The sequence below is a fragment of the Amycolatopsis orientalis DSM 43388 genome (assembly GCF_000411975.1).
GTDB lineage: Bacteria > Actinomycetota > Actinomycetes > Mycobacteriales > Pseudonocardiaceae > Amycolatopsis > Amycolatopsis orientalis_D.
Genome location: NZ_ASXG01000129.1, coordinates 53566 through 71266, shown reverse-complemented (window position 1 = coordinate 71266; position 17701 = coordinate 53566). Strand labels below are relative to the sequence as shown.

The 17701-nt window shown below is 71.5% G+C and carries 18 protein-coding genes; 7 read left to right on the top strand and 11 right to left on the bottom strand.

From position 1 onward, the window contains the following. Positions 1–16: 16 nt before the first annotated feature. On the top strand, positions 17–766 hold the full coding sequence (locus L942_RS27195; protein ID WP_037365790.1) for a COG4705 family protein: 750 nt from the start codon (positions 17–19) through the stop codon (positions 764–766). A 23-nt stretch (positions 767–789) separates the two neighbouring features. Here L942_RS27195 and L942_RS27190 read toward each other — a convergent pair whose 3' ends face one another. After that, a complete protein-coding gene (locus L942_RS27190) occupies positions 790–1503 on the bottom strand; it encodes a response regulator transcription factor (protein WP_037365789.1) in 714 nt (237 codons plus the stop codon). Positions 1504–1638: 135 nt separating this feature from the next. On the opposite strand from L942_RS27190, the gene L942_RS27185 reads away from it, so the two are divergent. Next, entirely contained in the window at positions 1639–2904 is a 1266-nt protein-coding gene (locus L942_RS27185) for a MurT ligase domain-containing protein (RefSeq protein WP_037365787.1), read from the top strand. Then, positions 2894–3613, top strand: a complete 720-nt coding sequence (locus L942_RS27180) for a type 1 glutamine amidotransferase (RefSeq protein WP_037365785.1) — start codon at positions 2894–2896, stop codon at positions 3611–3613. Before L942_RS27185 ends, L942_RS27180 begins: the two co-directional genes overlap by 11 nt. 134 nt (positions 3614–3747) lie before the next feature. Here the strand turns inward: L942_RS27180 and L942_RS27175 are convergent, their stop codons facing one another. The 3 genes from L942_RS27175 to L942_RS27165 all read right to left on the bottom strand — a co-directional run bounded on the left by L942_RS27175 (position 3748) and on the right by L942_RS27165 (position 6275). Then, on the bottom strand, positions 3748–4038 hold the full coding sequence (locus L942_RS27175) for a hypothetical protein (RefSeq protein ID WP_143271428.1): 291 nt from the start codon (positions 4036–4038) through the stop codon (positions 3748–3750). Positions 4039–4150: 112 nt separating this feature from the next. After that, complete coding sequence (locus L942_RS27170; protein WP_037365780.1) at positions 4151–4831, bottom strand: response regulator transcription factor; 681 nt, start codon at positions 4829–4831, stop codon at positions 4151–4153. A gap of 16 nt (positions 4832–4847) precedes the next feature. Then, positions 4848–6275, bottom strand: coding sequence for a HAMP domain-containing sensor histidine kinase (locus tag L942_RS27165; protein ID WP_051166275.1), 1428 nt, complete (start codon positions 6273–6275; stop codon positions 4848–4850). 142 nt (positions 6276–6417) lie between these two features. Between L942_RS27165 and L942_RS45025 the strand changes: the two genes are divergently transcribed. Further along, entirely contained in the window at positions 6418–7590 is a 1173-nt protein-coding gene (locus L942_RS45025; protein WP_183123838.1) for a phosphodiester glycosidase family protein, read from the top strand. Positions 7591–7864: 274 nt separating this feature from the next. Then, complete coding sequence (gene lgt / locus L942_RS27155; RefSeq protein WP_051166273.1) at positions 7865–8707, top strand: prolipoprotein diacylglyceryl transferase; 843 nt, start codon at positions 7865–7867, stop codon at positions 8705–8707. Here the strand turns inward: lgt and L942_RS45570 are convergent. Together L942_RS45570 and L942_RS45565 are read right to left on the bottom strand one after the other, a co-directional pair. After that, positions 8704–8847, bottom strand: coding sequence for a hypothetical protein (locus tag L942_RS45570; protein WP_235079432.1), 144 nt, complete (start codon positions 8845–8847; stop codon positions 8704–8706). The two genes, lgt and L942_RS45570, sit on opposite strands and share 4 nt — an antisense overlap. After that, positions 8799–8918 (bottom strand): hypothetical protein, encoded by a 120-nt coding sequence (locus tag L942_RS45565; RefSeq protein WP_235079431.1) that lies wholly within the window; start codon positions 8916–8918, stop codon positions 8799–8801. The genes L942_RS45570 and L942_RS45565 overlap by 49 nt, the downstream gene beginning before the upstream one ends. Before the next feature lie 802 nt (positions 8919–9720). Between L942_RS45565 and cei the strand changes: the two genes are divergently transcribed. Further along, positions 9721–10377, top strand: coding sequence for an envelope integrity protein Cei (gene cei, locus L942_RS27145; protein ID WP_051166272.1), 657 nt, complete (start codon positions 9721–9723; stop codon positions 10375–10377). A 9-nt stretch (positions 10378–10386) separates the two neighbouring features. On the opposite strand, the gene L942_RS27140 is transcribed toward cei, so the two are convergent. The 4 genes from L942_RS27140 to L942_RS27125 form a co-directional block, all read right to left on the bottom strand. Beyond that, positions 10387–11004 carry a phosphatase PAP2 family protein gene (locus L942_RS27140; RefSeq protein ID WP_037365777.1) on the bottom strand — a complete coding sequence of 206 codons (618 nt, stop codon included), beginning with the start codon at positions 11002–11004 and terminating at the stop codon, positions 10387–10389. Between the two features lie 97 nt (positions 11005–11101). Then, a complete protein-coding gene (locus tag L942_RS27135; protein WP_037365774.1) occupies positions 11102–12001 on the bottom strand; it encodes a M48 family metalloprotease in 900 nt (299 codons plus the stop codon). Continuing rightward, positions 11998–12393, bottom strand: coding sequence for a BlaI/MecI/CopY family transcriptional regulator (locus tag L942_RS27130; protein WP_037365772.1), 396 nt, complete (start codon positions 12391–12393; stop codon positions 11998–12000). The genes L942_RS27135 and L942_RS27130 overlap by 4 nt, the downstream gene beginning before the upstream one ends. 175 nt (positions 12394–12568) lie before the next feature. Further along, the gene (locus tag L942_RS27125; protein ID WP_037365770.1) at positions 12569–13465 is read right to left on the bottom strand and encodes an alkaline phosphatase family protein; all 897 of its coding nucleotides are present in this window, start codon (positions 13463–13465) and stop codon (positions 12569–12571) included. A gap of 220 nt (positions 13466–13685) precedes the next feature. Between L942_RS27125 and L942_RS27120 the strand changes: the two genes are divergently transcribed. Beyond that, the gene (locus L942_RS27120) at positions 13686–16103 is read left to right on the top strand and encodes a transglycosylase domain-containing protein (protein ID WP_143271427.1); all 2418 of its coding nucleotides are present in this window, start codon (positions 13686–13688) and stop codon (positions 16101–16103) included. Positions 16104–16254: 151 nt separating this feature from the next. On the opposite strand, the gene L942_RS27115 is transcribed toward L942_RS27120, so the two are convergent. After that, a complete protein-coding gene (locus L942_RS27115) occupies positions 16255–17601 on the bottom strand; it encodes a hypothetical protein (RefSeq protein WP_037365768.1) in 1347 nt (448 codons plus the stop codon). Between the last annotated feature and the right edge of the window lie 100 nt (positions 17602–17701).

Here is a 17701-nt window from a genome sequence, read left to right as displayed (position 1 = left end):
CGCTTCACTGACGATCATGAACAAGCTTCCCCCGATCACCGCGGTCTTCTGGATCATGAAGATCGCGGCCACGACGCTCGGCGAGACCGCCGGCGATCTGCTCGCCCAGACCCTGCGCGTCGGTTACCTGGCAAGCTCGGCCATCCTCGTCACGGTCTTCGTCGCCAGCCTGGCGACCCAGCTGGCGGTGAAGACCTTCCGCCCGGCGCTCTACTGGACGGTCATCCTCGCCACCAGCACAGCCGGAACGACGATGTCCGACTTCATGAACCGGACCGCGGGCCTCGGCTACGCCGCCGGCGCGCTGGTCCTGGTGACCGCGCTGCTCGCCGTGTTCGCGATCTGGAAGTCCACCGGCTACTCGTTCGACGTGCAGACCATCGCCACGTTCAAGGGCGAATTGCTGTACTGGACGGCGATCCTGCTCTCCAACACGCTCGGCACGTCGCTCGGGGACTTCCTCGCCGACGATTCCGGCCTCGGCTTCGGCGGCACCGCCCTGGTGATCACCGCGGTCCTGCTGCTCGCGCTCCTGGCGATGCGGACGACCCCGATCTCGCGGACCCTGCTGTTCTGGATCGCTTTCGTCCTGACCCGGCCGCTGGGCGCGTCGGCGGGCGACTTCGTCAGCAAACCGGTCTCCGCGGGCGGGATGGGCTACGGCACCGTCGGAGCCTCGGTCCTGCTCGGATCGGTCCTGGTCGCGTTGATCGGCTACACCGCCTGGCAGCAACGGCAGATCCGGCTCGCCGGCCTCGCCGCGTGACGCGGACGGGTCCGGCGGGGTGCTCAGCCGTCCGGATCGCGGTCGGCTTGGGGCTGTTCGAGCCGATAGCCGTGGCCGCGCAGAGTCGTGATGGCGGGAGCCTCCGCCGGCCCGGCCGCGTCCTCGAGCTTGCGCCGCAGCGCGGCGACGTGGACGTCGAGGGTCTTGGTGGAGCCGAACCAGTGCGCGTCCCACACGTCGGCCATCAGCGTCGTGCGGCTGACCGCCGCCCCGGGTTCGGCCGCCAGCCGCGCGAGCAGGTCGAATTCCTTGGCCCGCAACGGAATCTCGTGTCCGGACACGGTCGCCCGGCGAGCCGCCCGGTCGACCTGGAGCGGCCCGACCGCGAGGACGGCCCGGTTGTCCGCCGGCGCCGCGCCCCGGCGCAGATGCGCCCGGATCCGGGCGTGCAGTTCGGTGAGCCGGACCGGCTTCGTCAGGTAGTCGTCGGCACCGGCCTCCAGTCCGACGACGACGTCCATCTCTTCCTGCCGCGCGGTGAGAATCACCAGCACGCAGCCCGGCTGGACGACTCGCAGTTCCCGGCACAATTCGACCCCGTCCAGGTCCGGCAGGCCGAGGTCGAGCAAAGCCAGTTCGAACTCGTGCAGCCGCGCTTCGCGCAGGGCCGCCCGGGCGGACCGGTGCCACGCCACCCGATGGCCGTGCTGGTGCAGGCTCGTCTGCAGGGTCCGCCCGATCGTGTCGTCGTCCTCGACCACCAGCAGCTCCGCCATGCCCCGAGCTTAGCCATCGGATTCCCGCCGGAAGGCCGGTACGGGCGGCCTCTCCCGGGTGAACCAGCCAGGTTTTGCGTTGCGCTAACCTCTGCCTTGACGGTTTTCTCCCCGCGCGTTCCTACCGTGGCGACTATGACGGTCCTGAATCGGCCCAGCCGCGGAACCCGGCCGTCCCTCCCGGTCCGGACGAGGGCGGCGGTCGCCGCCGGCAACGCGGCCGCCCGGGCCTCCCGCGCCGCCGGCCTCGGCCGCGGCGGCATCATCGGAGGCCGGGTCAGCTTGGCGCTCCAGCCGGCGGCGCTGGCCCATCTGTGCCGGGACCGGGAGGTGGTGCTGGTCACCGGGACGAACGGCAAGTCCACCACGACCTGCCTGCTCGCCGCCGCGCTGCGGCCGTTCGGCGGAGTCGCGTGCAACGCCAGCGGCGCGAACATGCCCGACGGCCTGGTCGCGGCGCTGGCCGCCAGCCCGACGGCCCGGTACGCGGCACTCGAGGTCGACGAAAACCACCTCCCCGCCGTGCTGGCCGAAACGACCCCGGCCGCGGTCGTCCTGCTGAACCTCAGCCGCGACCAGCTCGACCGGACCGGCGAGGTCCGGCGCACCGAGAATGTCCTGCGCGCCGCCTTCGCCGCCGGTCCGTCCACAATGGTCATCGCCAACTGCGACGACCCCCTTGCCGCCTCCGCGGCGATGGCTGCCGCGAATCCGGTGTGGCTTTCGGCAGGCAACTCCTGGCGAGGCGACAGCGCGTCCTGCCCGCGCTGCGGGAGCGCGGTGCGCGAAGCATTTGGCGGCTGGCGGTGTTTCTGCGGCTTCGCCCGCCCGGAACCCGCCTGGGTCCTGGACGACGGCGAACTCGTGCACCGGAAGGGATTGCGGGTCCGCTTGGCTCCCGCCTTGCCCGGACGGGCCAACGCCGGCAACCTCGCCTTCGCCGCCGTGGCCGCGGCGTCGCTCGGCGTGCCGCTGGACGCCGCCGCGGCCGCCGCCGGCGCGGTCGACCAAGTCGACGGCCGGTACCGCGTCGTCGGCTACCGGGAACGCCGGGTTCGCTTGCTGCTGGCCAAGAACCCGGCCGGCTGGGCGGAAACGCTGCGGATTCTCGCGCCGGGCGCCAGCCCCGCCGTGCTGGCGGTCAACGCGCGCGAAGCCGACGGGACAGACCCGTCATGGTTGTGGGACGTCGCGTTCGGCGCATTGCGAGGACGGCGGATCGTCGCTTCGGGCGACCGGGCCATGGACCTGTCGGTCCGGCTGAGCTACGCGGAAGTCGCACATCGCGTCGTGCCGGATCCGCTCGCCGCGGTCGCGGCGCTCCCGCCCGGGCCGGTCGAACTGGTCGGCAACTACACGGCGTTCCGCGACGCGGCGGCGAGGCTGGCGCATGCCCGGTGAGTCCGCGGTCCGCATCGGGCTGTTGCTGCCCGATCTGCTGGGCACCTACGGGGATTGCGGGAACGCCGAAATCCTCCAGCGACGCCTGCAGTGGCGGGGATTCCCCGCCGCGGTCATCCCGATCACCGTCGACGACGAGGTCGCCGACTCGCTCGACCTGTACGTCATCGGCGGCGGCGAAGACTCCGCGCAGTCGCTGGCCGCCGACTTCCTCGCCCGGCAACCCGGCTTCGCCCGCGCCGTCGGCCGGGGAGCGCCGCTGCTCGCCGTGTGCGCCGGGCTTCAGGTGCTCGGACGGGAATTCACGACCGGACACGGGCGGGTCCGGACCGGCATCGGCGTGCTCGATCTCGTCACCGCACCGGCCCGCGACCGGGCGGTCGGGGAGATCCGCACTCGCCCCGTTCCGTCTTTGCTCACGGAAGCGTTGACCGGCTTCGAAAATCACCAAGGCCACACCACGCTCGGCCCAGCGGCACAACCCCTCGGCCGGGTCGAGCACGGCACCGGGAACGGCGACGGCTTCGACGGAGCCGTCCAGGGCCGCGTCGTCGGCACCTACCTGCACGGACCCGCGCTCGCGCGCAACCCGGAGCTGGCCGACCTGCTCTTGAGCTGGGCCGTGGGCACACCGTTGCGCCCGCTCGAGGTGCCCGGCCTGGCCGAACTCCGGCGGCAGCGGCTGTCCCGCCCACGGCGTAGGCGCTGACGGCACGGCAGCCGATGCCTGATCCGGCGCCGTACAGCGGCTGCCGCCGGCCCAGGTCGACCGGCAGGCACCCGCTCCGTCGCCGCTGACCCCGTGCGCACGCTCCGCACGGGGTCAGCGCGATGCCCGAACGCCTACTCCTGGCCCTGGAACTGGTGATCCGCATTGCCCGCGGGATCCTGATGCCCGCCCGGGCCGTCGGCCTCCGCCGCGCCGCCGTGCGGCTCGGCGGTCGCTTCGGGCCCCTCCGCGCCCGGCTGCTCCGGCGCCGCCTGCGGCTCTGCCGCAGCCTGTTGCACCTGAGCAACGGGCGCAGCGGCCGGTGCCGGCGCGCTGGGGGCCGCGGACGCGACCGCTGTGCCCAGCATGGCGGCCAGCAGCGCCGCCGCTGCCGCGCCCGCGGCCAATCGTGCTCGTCCCGTCATGATTCCTCCTGCTGTCGTGACTTCGGCGACCGCTACCGGGCACCGTTGCCGCAGGCTGGCACGCGGACGCTGGCCACACGCTGAACGAAGCTGAGAAAACACCGTCGGCGACTCAGATCCGCGAGTCGTCGATCAGCCGGTAGCCGATCCCGCGCAGCGTCTCGATGGTCTGCCTGCCGAAGGGAACATCGATTTTCCGGCGGAGGTACCCGACATAGACCTCCACCACGTTGTCGTCGCCGTCGTACTGCGCGTCCCACACGTGGGCGAGGATGTCCGGCTTCGTCAGCGCCTCGCCCGGCCGGCGCATCAGGTACTCCAGGAGACTGAATTCCCTTGGGGTCAAAGCGATCTCCGTCTCCGCTCGCCGCACCGAACGCCGCGCCGGATCGAGGACCAGGTCGCCTGCCCGCAGCACGCTGGGGCGGGCCGGCGCACCGCGGCGGAGCAGCGCGCGCAGCCGGGCCAGCAGAACCACATAGGAGAACGGCTTGGTCAGGTAGTCGTCCGCGCCGAGGTCGAAAGCGTCCGCCTCGTCGTATTCGCCGTCCTTGGCGGTGAGCATGACCACCGGCACCCAGTTGCCCTCCGCGCGCAACGTCTCGAGCACGCGGTAGCCGGACAGCCCGGGCACCATGATGTCCAGCACCACGATGTCGTACGGACGCTCCCTGGCCGCCCACAACCCGTCGGGCCCGGTGCCGGCCACATCCACCGCGAATCCGTCCGCGACCAGGTTGCGGCGCACGGATTCGGCCAGCCGCGGTTCGTCCTCCACGAGCAGAACACGCATAGTCTCGACCTCTCGCTCAGTCCGGTGTCTCGTCCGCGACCCGCGCGGCGGCGGCTCCCGGGTCCTCCTCGGCGGCCGGGAATTCGACTCTGAAGAAGGCGCCGTGCCGACCGGGCGGCGGTGCGAGGCACTGGGCGCGACCGCCGTGGCGCGCGGCGATTCCCGCGACTATCGCCAACCCGAGCCCTGCTCCCCCATGGCCCCGGTCGCGTTCCGCGTCCAGCCGGACGAACCGGCCGAACACGTGCGACCGCTCCGCGGCCGGAACGCCCGCGCCGTCGTCGGACACCTCGACCACCGCCAGCCGGCCCTCTCGCCGGCAAACCAGCCGCACGGTGCTTTCCGCGTGCTCGCGGGCATTCTCGGTCAGATTGCGGACAGCGCGCGCGACCTGTGCCGCATTGCCGCGGATCCGCGCCGGCCGTACCCGGGCCTCGATCGTGAGCCCGCCGATCGACTTCAGCCGGATGGCTTCGGCCCGGACCACATCGTCCAGATCGACGTCGGCGGCGGGCGGTGCGTCACTGCCGTCGTCCGTGCGCGCGAGCACCAGCAGGTCGTCCACCAGCTCGCCCAGCCGGGCAGCCTCGGCGCCGTTGATGTCAACGAGCTCCGCCATGGTGATCCGTCCCGGATGCCGCGCCGCCAAATCCAGTGTCGCCGTGATCGTCGACAGCGGGGAACGCAACTCATGGCTGGCGTCGGCGACGAACCGGCGCTGCGCTGCCTGCGCGGAGGCCAGCCGCGCCAGCATCGCATTGAGCGTGCTGGCCAGGCGCTGGATCTCATCCTGCGCGCGCGGGACGGGGACCCGGACCGCCAGGTCTGTCATCGAGACCTCGGCGACGGTACGGCGCATCGCCTCCACCGGTCCCAGCGCGGCTCCCAGCGCCAGGTGGACCGCCAGCCACGCCAAGGCGAGCAACGGAACCGCAGCGGCGACCAGCAATACCGCCAGGCGCGCGACGGCCGTCCGGGCGCCTTCGAGCGACTGGGCCGCGACCACGGTGTAGCCGGCGGAGCTGACCGCCACCACCCGGTATTCGGCATTGTTCTGCCCCAACGGCAACGCGACGGTGGCGACCGCCTCGCCGCCGGCCGGCGGCAGGCCGGTCAGGATCGGCGGCTCGCCGGCCAGTTCGGCACTCGACCGCACCACCCGCCCGCCGGCGTCGAGAATCTGCACGGCCGCCGTTTCCCCGGGCGTCGCCGTGAGCGCCGGTTCAGCGACCGGGCCGCCCGCGGCGAGCGCGGCGGCGACATTCCGGGCTTTGGCCGACGCGGTATCGGTGGCGCCCGACACGAGCGAGCGGTTCAGCAACGCCAGCACGGCGACGCCGGCCGTGATCATGCCCAGCGCGAGAATGCCGATAGCGATGATGCTGCTCCACCGTCGAACACCGGCCCGCGCCACGCATTCGCGAATGCAGGCACTCGGCCTCATCTGCCGAGCATAACCGCGACACACCATTCGCTGAACGAATTCTCAGCATTTTCACAGCGCGCACCCATTTCGCGGCCGCGTTTTGCATTCCGCTTGCCGAACGCTGTCCTATTGCCCGCTCAACCGGGCCTACGGTCGGGTCATGGCCACTGCCGGCACACCGATGCCCAGACCCAAACGCCCGCGGCGCAAGCTAATTCTGGTGCTGGTCGTCGCGGTGCTCGCCTACCCGATCGGCAGCTACACCCGAGCCCTCACCTATCCCGGTGCGGCGTCGTTCGCGGTCCGCACTGTCGATTGGCTGCGCGAGATCGGGCTCGGCGGCGTCGTCAACACCGTCGAGAATTGGTGGTACACCAGGCATCCGCCCTCCGCCGCACCCCCGCCCGCCGGGTCGCTCCCGACCGCGCCGCCGCCTCTCCCCAGCCTCGGCGCCGGCCCCCGGCCCGCCGATCTCCCGGCACAACTCCCCCGGCTGCCCGGAGAAGGACGCTGGACCCCGGGAGCGAGTACGGCGGGCGGCCCGGTCGCCGACTACACGACCTTCATCCGGCCGGATCCCGCGCACGCCAGCGTGGTCGCCGGCGTCGCGTGGATCAACCAGTCGCTGGTGCGCGCCTCCCTCATCGCGGGCACCAAGGAGCCGGGCGGTTCCGGCTGGCCGGAGGGTGCGCGGGTGCCGTCCGGCGTGCGCCCGGCGCTGCTGGCCACGTTCAATGCCGGATTCAAGTTCAAAGACACCGCGGGCGGGTTCTACGCGGACGGCCGCACTGCCCGTCCGCTCAAGGACGGCGCCGCTTCGGTCGTCATCGACCGGTCCGGCCGGATATCGATCGCGCAATGGGGCCGCGACGCGACCATGTCCCCCGCCGTCCGCGCGGTACGGCAGAACCTCGCTCTGGTCGTCGACAACGGAAGCGCCGTCCCCGGGCTGCGGGCGAACGCCGTCGGCCGCTGGGGCAGCGCCAGCAACCAGTTCCAGTACACCTGGCGTTCCGGGCTCGGCACCGACCGGGCCGGGAATCTCCTTTACGTGGCCGGCGACAAACTGACCCTGCGGACGCTCGCCGGGGCCATGGTCCAGGCCGGAATCGTGCGCGGCATGGAACTGGACATCCACCCGGGAATGGTCGCGTTCAACGCCTACCGGCCCGACCGGCCCGGCAGCTCGCCGCGGAAGCTGCTGCCTGCCATGCCCGGCTCGGCGGACCGCTACCTGACCGCCGATCAACGCGACTTTTTCGCCATCGTCCTCCGGGGCGGAGCACCACCGGCCAGTGCCGGCGTCTCGCCGCTGTCGTCCCTCGGAGCGTGACAGCCGCCGCGACCGCGAGGACGCCCACCCGACCGGAAACTGACGTTCGGTCGCAGCCGACGCTGCGGCACCGTGCCGCCGCAAGGACCGGGAATCATTCTGCGAAAGAACGATCTGGACCACGCATGCGTGGTCCAACATCACTGAGGTTTTCTCCGCACGCGCTTGTCCGGCACCGCAGGTGCACACAGCGAGCACCGCGGAGAAGACTTCCAGGTCCGTGATCTATAGTTCTCCCACCGAGAGAATTCAGCTCCGAGGAGGGCCGTCCGCAATGGTCACGACGTCCCTGCCCAGCCCGCCGCAAGGCGTCTGGCACCTCGGACCGGTTCCGATCCGCGCCTACGCTTTGTGCATCATCGCCGGGATCGTCGTCGCCGTCTGGCTCGCCCGGCGACGCTGGCGCGCCCGCGGGCACAACCCCGACGACGTGCTCGACATCGCGATCTGGGCGGTCCCGTTCGGCATCGTCGGCGGACGGCTCTACCACTTGATCACCGACCCGGAACTGTACTTCGCCCCCGGCCGCGATCCGGTCCGGGCGCTCTACATCTGGGACGGCGGCCTCGGAATCTGGGGAGCCGTAGCGCTCGGCGCCCTCGGCGCCTGGATCGCCTGCCGCCGGCGGGGAATCAGCCTGCTGGAGTTCGCCGACGCCCTCGCTCCCGGGCTGGTCCTCGCGCAAGCCATCGGGCGCTGGGGCAACTACTTCAACCAAGAACTCTACGGCGCTCCGACCACCTTGCCCTGGGCATTGCGCATCGATCCGGCGCACCGCCCGCCCGACACCCCCGGCATCGGGCTGTACCACCCGACATTTCTTTACGAATGCCTCTGGGACGTCGGCGTCGCGGTGCTGTTGCTCTGGGCGGACAAGCGCTTCGACCTCCGCACCGGCAAGCTGTTCGCGCTGTACGTGGCCGCATACACCGTCGGACGCGCCTGGGTCGAAGCGCTGCGCGTCGACCACGCGAACCACTTCCTCGGCCTGCGCCTCAACGACTGGACTTCCCTGGTCGTTTTCCTCGCCGCGACAGCAGCGCTGCTGTGGCGGCGGCGCTCCGCGCGACCGCGCGACGACAGCGCCGGGGCGGCGAAAGGCCCGCCCCCGGTTTAACCGGTGCTCACCGCGGCCAGGGCCGCGTGCAACCGTTGCCCGGCTTCGTCGGTGACAGGCCGCAGATCCTGACGGCCGGGCACCGTGACCATCACTGCCGGGTCGAGCGCTTTGACCACGACATTGCACGGCAGCGGCACGCCGATCCGCGGCTCGATCTGCGGCGAGCCAGCTGCGGGTTGGAGGCCCCGAGAATCAACTGAGGGGGCACGGTCTCGTCCAGTTTCGCCTTGATCGTCGCTGCCACGTCGATCAGGACTCCGAACCTCTCCGCCGCGAGGGCTGCCGCACTTTTGCCACGACGGCTTCGGACGGATGGTCGCGGATGACCGACTTCGTGTAGTCCATGAGAGCATTTCCGTCCTGGACGCCGAAAACCGATTCCCGTCCGGCGACACGAACGGCATCCCTGACTCCGCGCGCGCGGCCCGCGCTCATCGCCCGTCCGGCATCCGACGGGGACGCTGCGGACGCTGGAGTCGTTCGCCGCGCGGAGGCGGCGCGGCGAACCGCTGGGGCGGCCTGGGAACCGCCGGACGGGGCGGCGCCGCGCGGCTCCGGTCTTGCGGCCCAAGGCTTTCCGGCCTGCGCCCCCGCGGAGACGCGACCGGCGGCGGTCCCGGGCGGCGCGTCGGCTCCGGCCGGTTGACCCACGCGTCGAACGTCACCAGGCCCGCCGCGAGAACGAGAAAAATGATCGTCATCACTACGCTGCGGGCGACGACCCCGACCCCGGCGATGGCCACGAGGCCGAGCACGGCGAACCAGCAGTAGGGATCCACGCGGCCGAACAACGGTTTCGCGCCTGCGCGTCTTCGCGAGCCGAGTGCCATCGCGCAACCCCAATCCACAGTGGACCGCTGACGCCCGGCCGCTCGTCGCCGCGCCGGAGCCCGGCCCGCGGCGAACGACACCGCGCTCGTCGCGGGACCTGGCCCTCATCCTACACGTTGTAGGATGAGGCTTGCCCGCTTCGGGCTGACCGCGCCGAACCAGACGACGGGAAGGGATCGATGCGGACCTTGACGGGACGACGCGATCCGCTGCGCTACCGGCGGCGAAAGCCCTTCGCCGGAATCGCCGCGCTGAGCGTCCTCATACTCGCCGCGATCGCGGTCTGGGTCACGACACTGCAGCGCGCCGCGGATGCCACCGCCTTGGTCGCCTGTCCTCCCCCGGCCGCCGGCACCGCGCCGCAGACGTTGGCCGCGCTGCCCTACGACGCGCTGGACGGCGTCGCTCCCGCGCCCGCCGCCGCCAGTCCGGTGACCGTGCTCAACGGCAGCGGCCAGCGCGGAAGCGCCGGACTCGCCGCGGGCGAACTCGCCCAGCTCGGTTTCCCGCAGGCGTCGCCCCCTGCCGACGACCCGTTGCACCCGGCCGGCGACTTGCGGTGTTTCGGCCAGATCCGCTTCGGTCCGGCAGGCACCGCGGCAGCCAGGACTCTCAGCCTGGCCGTACCGTGTGCCCAACTTGTGCGCGATCGCCGGACCGGCAGCAGCGTCGATCTCGCGCTGGGCAGCGACTTCAGCGACGTGACCCCGAATCCCGATGCCCGCCGGGCGCTCCAGCTGCTGGCGGCCGCGCCGAGCGGCCGTCCGGCCATCGGCGCGGCGCCGCCCGCCGTGACTCCGGCATTGCTGGCCGGGGCCCGCCGCGGGCAGTGCTGACCGCCGCCGTCATTCCACCGCCGCGCCCGCTGCCGGAGCCTCGACGCCGAGAAGAAGCGGGCGCAGCACGTTCGGCATCCGTCGCTGCACGAGCCTGCCCAGCAGCCCGGCGAGCGTCGGCACGAGCAGCAACGCGGCGACCGCACCGATGGCAAGCCCGGCCAGGACGTCGAGCGGGTAGTGCATCCCGGCGTACACCCGCGAGAAGGCAAGGAATACGGCGACCGCGCACGCGAGCACCCCCCAGCCGCGCGCGAACACGAGAACGCCCACCGCCAGTGCCGCGCCGAGCGCCGCGTGATCGCTGGGGAAGGAGTTGTCCGCCGAATGGCTCAGCAGCACAGTGACGCCGCGCAGAGCCAGGAACGGGCGAACCTCCTGGTGCAGCGCGGCGAAAAACTGGTTCAGACCCAGCGAGACGAGGGTCGCGACTCCGGTCAGCACCGCCGCCGCCAGCGCGCGGGCGGCGCCGCCACGGCCGCGGCGCGTCCACCACCCCAGAGCCAGCAGCAGCACGAGAATCACCGGGCCGCCCCACAACGCGAAGGCGGCCATGAACGGATGCGCCCACCCGGTGCGAGCGGCCAGCTGATTGATGTCCCAGAACAGGGCGAGATTCCACGGCACGGGCTTGGCTGGTCCTTCCGGCGGAAAGCGGATACGGCACAGACCGGTGATCCTACAGCTTGTAGGAAGAGCGAGCGGAAAGGCTCGCAACCGGCAGTCAGCCGAGCACCGCGCCGGCGACCCGCAGGAACGCGATGGTGGCGTCCGCCAGGACCGCGACGCCCGCACCGAGCACGGCCACAGTGGGCAGCAGCGACAGCGGGCGCGTCACAGTCGGAGCGCTTCGCAGAGCGCGGACGCGGCCCCCGACTCCGCGGTCGCTGAACGCGAGCGCGGGCGGGGCGGGCGGGACGGCGGCCAGCGCCGCCCGGGCCAGCGACCGCGCGGCGAGTTCACGGTCGGCCACCGCGGTCGCGGCATCTTCGTCCGCCCAGCGCTCGAGCTGAAACGCGATTTGGCCGCGCAGGCGGATCAGGACCGGATTGATCGCGACCGCGACGGCCGCGACCGCCTGATACCGATGGTGCCGGTGCGCGAGATGCGCGCGCTCGTGGGCCAGCAGCACGCGGCGCTCCTCGGCGTCGAGCGCCCGCAGCATGCCGTCGGAGACCACGATCCGGCCAGGCCGGCCGATGCCGCCCGCGACGGCATAGGCGTGCGGACTGGGATCGGTGAACACCACCAGCTCGCCGCGCGCGCCGGCGACGACGCCGTTCATCGCCCGCCGCACCCGGCCGCGGCGGTACAGCGCACTGGCCACCCGGACCACGATCGCCGCGAGCAGCACGGCCGCGACCAGGCCGGCGATCCGCGGCACCGGGTCCAGCCGGCGCAACTGGGCCGCCGAGATCGGCGAATGCTCGAGAATCTCCCCGAGATGGCTCAACCCCGCACCGGCGACCATGACCAATCCCCACAGAGTCCCCGCGCCGACCGCGGTCGCCACCGCGCAAAGAAGGCGCACCGCGGCAGGCGGCGCCAGCCGCCTGCCCGCCAGCGGAAGGCCGCGCACCGCCAGCACCGGAAGCAGCAAAGCCAGATACACGTCGACTCTCACCGCCGGCCGCCCTGGGGACGATCGCCCTCGTCGAGCATCTCGCGCAGCGCCGCCGCGTCCTCGGGCCCGAGGGTCGTCACGAACTTCTGCAACGCGGCCCCCCGGTCCCGGGCCTCGCGCAACGCCACGTTCATCCGTTCGGCAGTGAGCTCGGCATGCGCCCGCCGCGGCGAGTACACGTGCCCGCGCCCCGATGCCGCCCGTTCGGCCAGGCCCTTCTCGTGCAATCTGGTCAGCACGGTCAGCACCGTCTTGTACGAGAGATCCGTCCCCACCGCCTCGTGCACCGCCGCACCGGACAGCGGCGCCGGAGCAGCCCACAGCGCGGCCATCACTTCCGACTCCAGCGCGCCCGCCGCGCGCCGTGCCCGCGATCCGTCTCCGCCGGGCATGGTCCTCCTCAGTCCGTTCTCGCGGCACGGCCCCGCCCGCGCGCCCGCTCGGCTCGCCGGCCGCGAGCACCACGAGGGTACCTGCCGGACGCCGCCGCCCGGCTGCTGTCGCCGGACGGCGGACCGTCTCCGGGCACCGCCCGGGATTCGTCCCGGTCCTGGAAACGCCCGGGGCTCACCGCTTCCAGACGCCGGTGATCGGCCGGGCGGAAGCGGCCTCTCCGAGCGGTGCCAGGCCGTACATGTCCTCGACGGTGCGAAGAACGCTGTAGTGGTCGATCGGCTGGGCGCTGCGCGTCGTGCGCACCATCGGCCCGGACAGGATCGTCGGGATCCGATTGGCGGGGGTCCCGGTGTCCTCGTCGAAGGTCACGATGAGGAGGCTGTTGTGCGCCTGCGCCCACCGGGCGTATCCGGACAGATTCCCGGCCGCCCAGCCGTCTCCCGCGGAAACCGGGCAATCGTGCATGTCGTGGCACATGTCGGGGATCACGAACGACACCGTGGGCAGCGTCGAGTAATCGGCGGGGAAATGCCGATAGGTCCGGTTCGCGCTGGGCGGCACGTTGCTGAAATCGGGCAAGGGGTTGTGTTTGCGACGGTAGGCGCCGTCAGCCGAGGAACACCCGGCGAATCCGTCGCGCGGCATGCCTTCCGCGAACGCGGCGAACCGGAATCCGGCATCGGTCAACTGGCTCGCCAGGTTGGGCCGCGCACCGAGGTCCCGCGGGCAGGAATCGTCGGCGACGCCCTGCGGAGAGCCGGAGAACAACGCCACGTAGTTCGGCTGGCTGGGATGCGCGATGCCGTGCGAATCGGACAGGCTCGCCCCCGCTGCCGCGAGCGAGGAGAGATAGGGAGCGCCGGCCGCCCCGTCGACCTCGGTCTCGCCCTCGTTCTCGAAGATCGCCACGACGACGTGGTCCGGCCGGGGAAGGCTTGCCGGAGCAGCGGCGGCTGCCGACGGGTGCGCCCGCGGGTACGGCGTCGGTCCGGACGAGGCGCACCCGGCCAGCAGAAGCAGCGCACCGCCCAGCGCCGCCGCCCGGCTCACCCGTTTCCCGCGATACACCGGACCTCCTCGCCGCACTCCGGACCTGGCATTCGTCTCGCGGTCACGCGGAACACACAAGCACGACTTCTACAATAATGTAGAAGCGTTGACCGTCAGGAATCGAGCCCATGCCCTCTCTCCCCGCGCCCGGCCCTCACCTCCTCGTGTTCCCGGCAGCGGGAACACGACCACGTCGAGCCCGAGGGGACGCCTTCGCCGCGGTGCCGGAGAACCGCTCGTGAACCGCCCGTACCCGCCCGGCGAGCCGCCGCACTGGCCCCGCGGCCGCCACCCGGGGCCGATCCCGCCCCGGCGGTCGGCCGGGCCGGGGCGGCCCGCGGATCCGCGCAACCAGCCGGAGCCGGAACTGCTCACGCATCGGCTGCCCGCCCCGCCCCCGCTGCCGGCCGCCCGGCCCAGGCCGGCCGGCCCACGCAACCCGCCGCCGCCGAGCGGGCCCGCCCGGCCGCGAGTGCCGCGGAAGAAGCTCTGGCGGCGCATCCGGCGCGGCCTCTACGTCCTGGCCGGCGTGTGCCTGCTCGGCCCGGTCATCGCCTTCGTCGTCGCGTACCAGTTCGTGCGGGTGCCCGATCCGACAGCGCTCGCCGCCGCGCTCAACCAGCCGGTCACCCTGTACTACGCGGACGGCTCCGTGATGTACACCAAGACCGGAACCGCAGGCAATCGCCAGCTGGCCACCTGGGACCAGATCCCGCAGTCGATGAAGAACGCGCAGATGGCCGCCGAGGACGAGACCTTCATGACCAACTCGGGCTTCGACCTCAACGCGATCGTGCGCACGGTCTGGAACCGGCTCAACGGCGGCACCGGCGGCGGCTCCACCATCGGGCAGGAGTACGTCAAGAAGGCCACCGGCAACGACCAGCCGACGCTCGCCCGCAAGATGGCCGAGATGGTCGAGTCCTACAAGATGACGAACACCTATTCCAAACAGGACATCCTGACCGCCTACCTGAACACCGTCTACTTCGGACGCGGCGCGTACGGGATCAAGGCGGCGGCCAAAGCGTTCTACGGGGAAGACGTCAGCAAGCTCACCAACGAACAGGCCGCGCTGCTGGCCGGGATGGTCCAGCTGCCGTCCTACGCGGACAAGCCCGCCTACGAGCAACAGCGCTACCGCTACGTGCTGGGGCGGATGCTCGCCAACCACTGGCTCAGCCAGGCGGAATACGACTCGGCCGCCTTTCCGGCGCCGATCGCCCAGACGAGCGCGGGATCCGGCCCGGCCCTTTCCCCCACCCGCCAGTACATCGTCGCCGCGGTGTTCGACGAGCTGGCCAAGAAGGGCCTCCCGGAACAGGCGTTGTCCCGGTCCAGAGCCAAGATCTACACCTCGATCCAGCCCCCCGCGCAGACCGACGCCGAACACGCGGTCGCGAAGATCACCTCAGCCGACCGCGGCTATCCGCACGAAGGCGCCGCACTGGTTTCGGTCGACCCGTCCACCGGCGGGATCGTGGCGTACTACGGAGGGGACGGCTCGACCTCCTACGATCTGGCCAGAACCCCGCAACAGCCCGGTTCCTCGTTCAAGCCCTATGTCCTCGCCGCCGGCCTGCGCACCGACCCGGGCCGCATCGGGCTGAACACCGTCTACGACGGCAGCGACAACCAGACCATCGACGGGCAATTGGTGCACAACTCCGACGGCGAGGGCGCCAGCCGGATCACCGTCAAGGACGCCATGACCAAGTCCGTCAACACCGTCTTCTACCGCATGGGCGCGCAGGCCGGAGTCAACAACGTGCGGCAAGCCGCCTGGGACGCGGGAATCCCGAAACGCATCACTTCCTCGCTGGGGTCCGCCTTCGACTCGCTCCAGCAAGACGACCCGGTCACCGGCAACGGAACCGGCAGCACCCAGCTCGGGATCTCGATCGGCCAGTACCCGGTCCGGCCGATCGACCAAGCCCAGGGCTACGCCACCTTCGCGAACGACGGGAAGTACCTCCCGGCGCACTTCGTCACGAAAGTGACGGACGGGACCGGAAGCCAGCTGTACCGGTTCGACACCGCGGCCGTTCCGGCATTCGGCTCCGACCCCGCCGCCAGCGCCGCGATCGCGCACACCGTCACCGCGTCGATGACCGACGTCGCCTCGTCGTCCGGCGACGGCTTGCGAGGCGGCCGCCCGAACGCGGCCAAAACCGGAACGGCCCAATTCAACAACACCGGGCACAACTCGGAAGCCTGGATGGTCGGCTACACCCCGCAAAACGTCACCGCCGTCTGGTTCGGCAACACCCAGCAGCCCGCACCGATCTACGGCAACTACCACAACGGCATCGGCTCCGATCACGGCTACGACGTCTACGGACGCGAAGAACCCGGTTACATCTGGCAGGACTTCATGAACGCCTACCTCGCCGGGCAGCCCGCGCGCGACTTCCCGCCCGCCCCCGCGGGCACCGCCGCCCCGGCCACGACCGGCAACCCGGCGCCGGCCACCTCGAACCAGACCACACCGGACACGCCGACGACCGCCCCGGCAACCACGCCCTCCACCACCGCCGCGCCGACCACGTCCGACCAGCCGACGAGCCCGCAACCCACCGCTGCGTGCGGCCCCAGTTGCCCGACCACCACGCCCGGCCGGCGGCACCACGGTCCGGGTCCGGGCAGCGGCGGGTAAGAGCACCGCCTCGCCCGGCCCCGCCGGAGGATTGCCGGTGCCGGCGCCTACGTGACGAAGCCGCTGCTCGACGCCCGCATCCTCGCGCTGCCGCGGCGCGCCGCACCGATCCGGCACTGCGACGTCCGCGTCGGCGATCTGCCCCGATCGATCAGTTCGGGTAGCCCGCCGGTGTCCCTGCGGTCTGCACGGCGTAGCCGGTGGCGCTGCCCGAGCCGCCGAGGGCGGGGCTGTCCTGGGTGTAGGCGATGTGCGCGAACCCGTTTTGGTCGGTGTCGACGCCGAAGTCGTCGAGCAGCTGACGGCCTCCGGTGCAGCTGACGCCGCCCTCGCAGATGGCACCCTTGTGCACGGGGACAACCTGGGTGGTCGACCAGCCGCTGCCGGTGTTCTGCGCGAAGTAGACGTACCAGGTCTGCCCGTCGGGGGTGCCGTAGTAGACGAGGTCGGTGCCCGCGCTGGTGGCGACGTGCCAGGGAAAGACAGCCCGCTTGGAAGTGCTTACCGGACCGGAACAGCTCCAGGTGTCGCCGTGGTCGGCCGAGGTGGCGACGTAGACGGCGGTGTCGTTGGAGACGACGTAGGACAGGGTGCCGTTCGGTGCGACCGAGACGTTGGGGAAGTTGTGGCCCAGCCCGGCTGCGCCGAAGGCCGTCGTGCAGGGGATCGGTTTGCTGGTCCAGGTGTGCCCGCCGTCGGCGGAGACGCCGAGGAACGCTTCGTTGAACTCGCTGCCGGAGGATGAGCTGGGCGCGACGAACGATTGGTAGGCCCAGAAGCCGCCGGACACCGGAGAGGCATTGCGGTGGTCGATCGCCAGGTTGCCGAGTTCGTTGTTCATTGCTTTGTAGTCGGTGTCCGGGATTACGCGGGCGACGTGCGTGTAGAGAGTGCCGCCGTTGTCGGAGCGAAGTACATCGATGTTGTTGGTGAGGATGTCGTGGTAGGTCAGCAGCGAGGTGTCGGCGCCGTAGGCGGCGATCCATTCCCGGTCGTCGAGCGGCAAGCCGGCCTGGACCGGGGTTTGGCTGAAAGTGCGGCCGTTGTCGTCGGACACCGCGACGTTGACCGAGGCGAGGTTCAGGCTCGCGACGTAGATCCGGTAGGTGCCGGCGGCGGATTTCTCCGGTGCGAAAGCGCTGTCGGTGTCCCCGCCCGACAGGCCGATGCCGCCGATCGCGTTGGGCTGGCCCGCGTAGGTCAGCCCGCACGCGGCCGCGGTGCTCGGGCCCTGCCAGTACTGGCTGCCGCCGCCGAGGCCGTTCTCGGAGCTGAGCCCCACCAGACCGGCCTTCGACACGTGGATCGACGGCTCGCCGGCCGCGTTGGCGCCGCACCCGCTCGCACCCGCGTTCTGCACCTGCAACTGACCGGTGGCGAAAGCGGAGCCGGCCGCCTCCGCCCGATGACGGCTCGCCGCTGCCGGTGCCGCCACTGCCAGGAGGACCGCCGCGGCGAACACCGTCGTCTTGGACAGCCGGTTCTCGGAGTTCCGCATGGTTTCCTCCAGCCTCGATGCCAGACGGCCTGACAAAGGAGAGGGAACTCGGCGACGACTATGACGTGCGTCACCGAATCTGTCGAAGCTCGTTGCCTAA

Excerpts from the sequence above, each read along its gene's own strand:
- L942_RS27195 (WP_037365790.1), top strand. The coding sequence starts at position 17 with ATGAACAAGCTTCCCCCGATCACCGCGGTCTTCTGGATCATGAAGATC.
- L942_RS27190 (WP_037365789.1), bottom strand. The coding sequence starts at position 1,503 with ATGGCGGAGCTGCTGGTGGTCGAGGACGACGACACGATCGGGCGGACC.
- L942_RS27185 (WP_037365787.1), top strand. The coding sequence starts at position 1,639 with ATGACGGTCCTGAATCGGCCCAGCCGCGGAACCCGGCCGTCCCTCCCG.
- L942_RS27180 (WP_037365785.1), top strand. The coding sequence starts at position 2,894 with ATGCCCGGTGAGTCCGCGGTCCGCATCGGGCTGTTGCTGCCCGATCTG.
- L942_RS27175 (WP_143271428.1), bottom strand. The coding sequence starts at position 4,038 with ATGACGGGACGAGCACGATTGGCCGCGGGCGCGGCAGCGGCGGCGCTG.
- L942_RS27170 (WP_037365780.1), bottom strand. The coding sequence starts at position 4,831 with ATGCGTGTTCTGCTCGTGGAGGACGAACCGCGGCTGGCCGAATCCGTG.
- L942_RS27165 (WP_051166275.1), bottom strand. The coding sequence starts at position 6,275 with ATGAGGCCGAGTGCCTGCATTCGCGAATGCGTGGCGCGGGCCGGTGTT.
- L942_RS45025 (WP_183123838.1), top strand. The coding sequence starts at position 6,418 with ATGGCCACTGCCGGCACACCGATGCCCAGACCCAAACGCCCGCGGCGC.
- lgt (WP_051166273.1), top strand. The coding sequence starts at position 7,865 with ATGGTCACGACGTCCCTGCCCAGCCCGCCGCAAGGCGTCTGGCACCTC.
- cei (WP_051166272.1), top strand. The coding sequence starts at position 9,721 with ATGCGGACCTTGACGGGACGACGCGATCCGCTGCGCTACCGGCGGCGA.
- L942_RS27130 (WP_037365772.1), bottom strand. The coding sequence starts at position 12,393 with ATGCCCGGCGGAGACGGATCGCGGGCACGGCGCGCGGCGGGCGCGCTG.
- L942_RS27115 (WP_037365768.1), bottom strand. The coding sequence starts at position 17,601 with ATGCGGAACTCCGAGAACCGGCTGTCCAAGACGACGGTGTTCGCCGCG.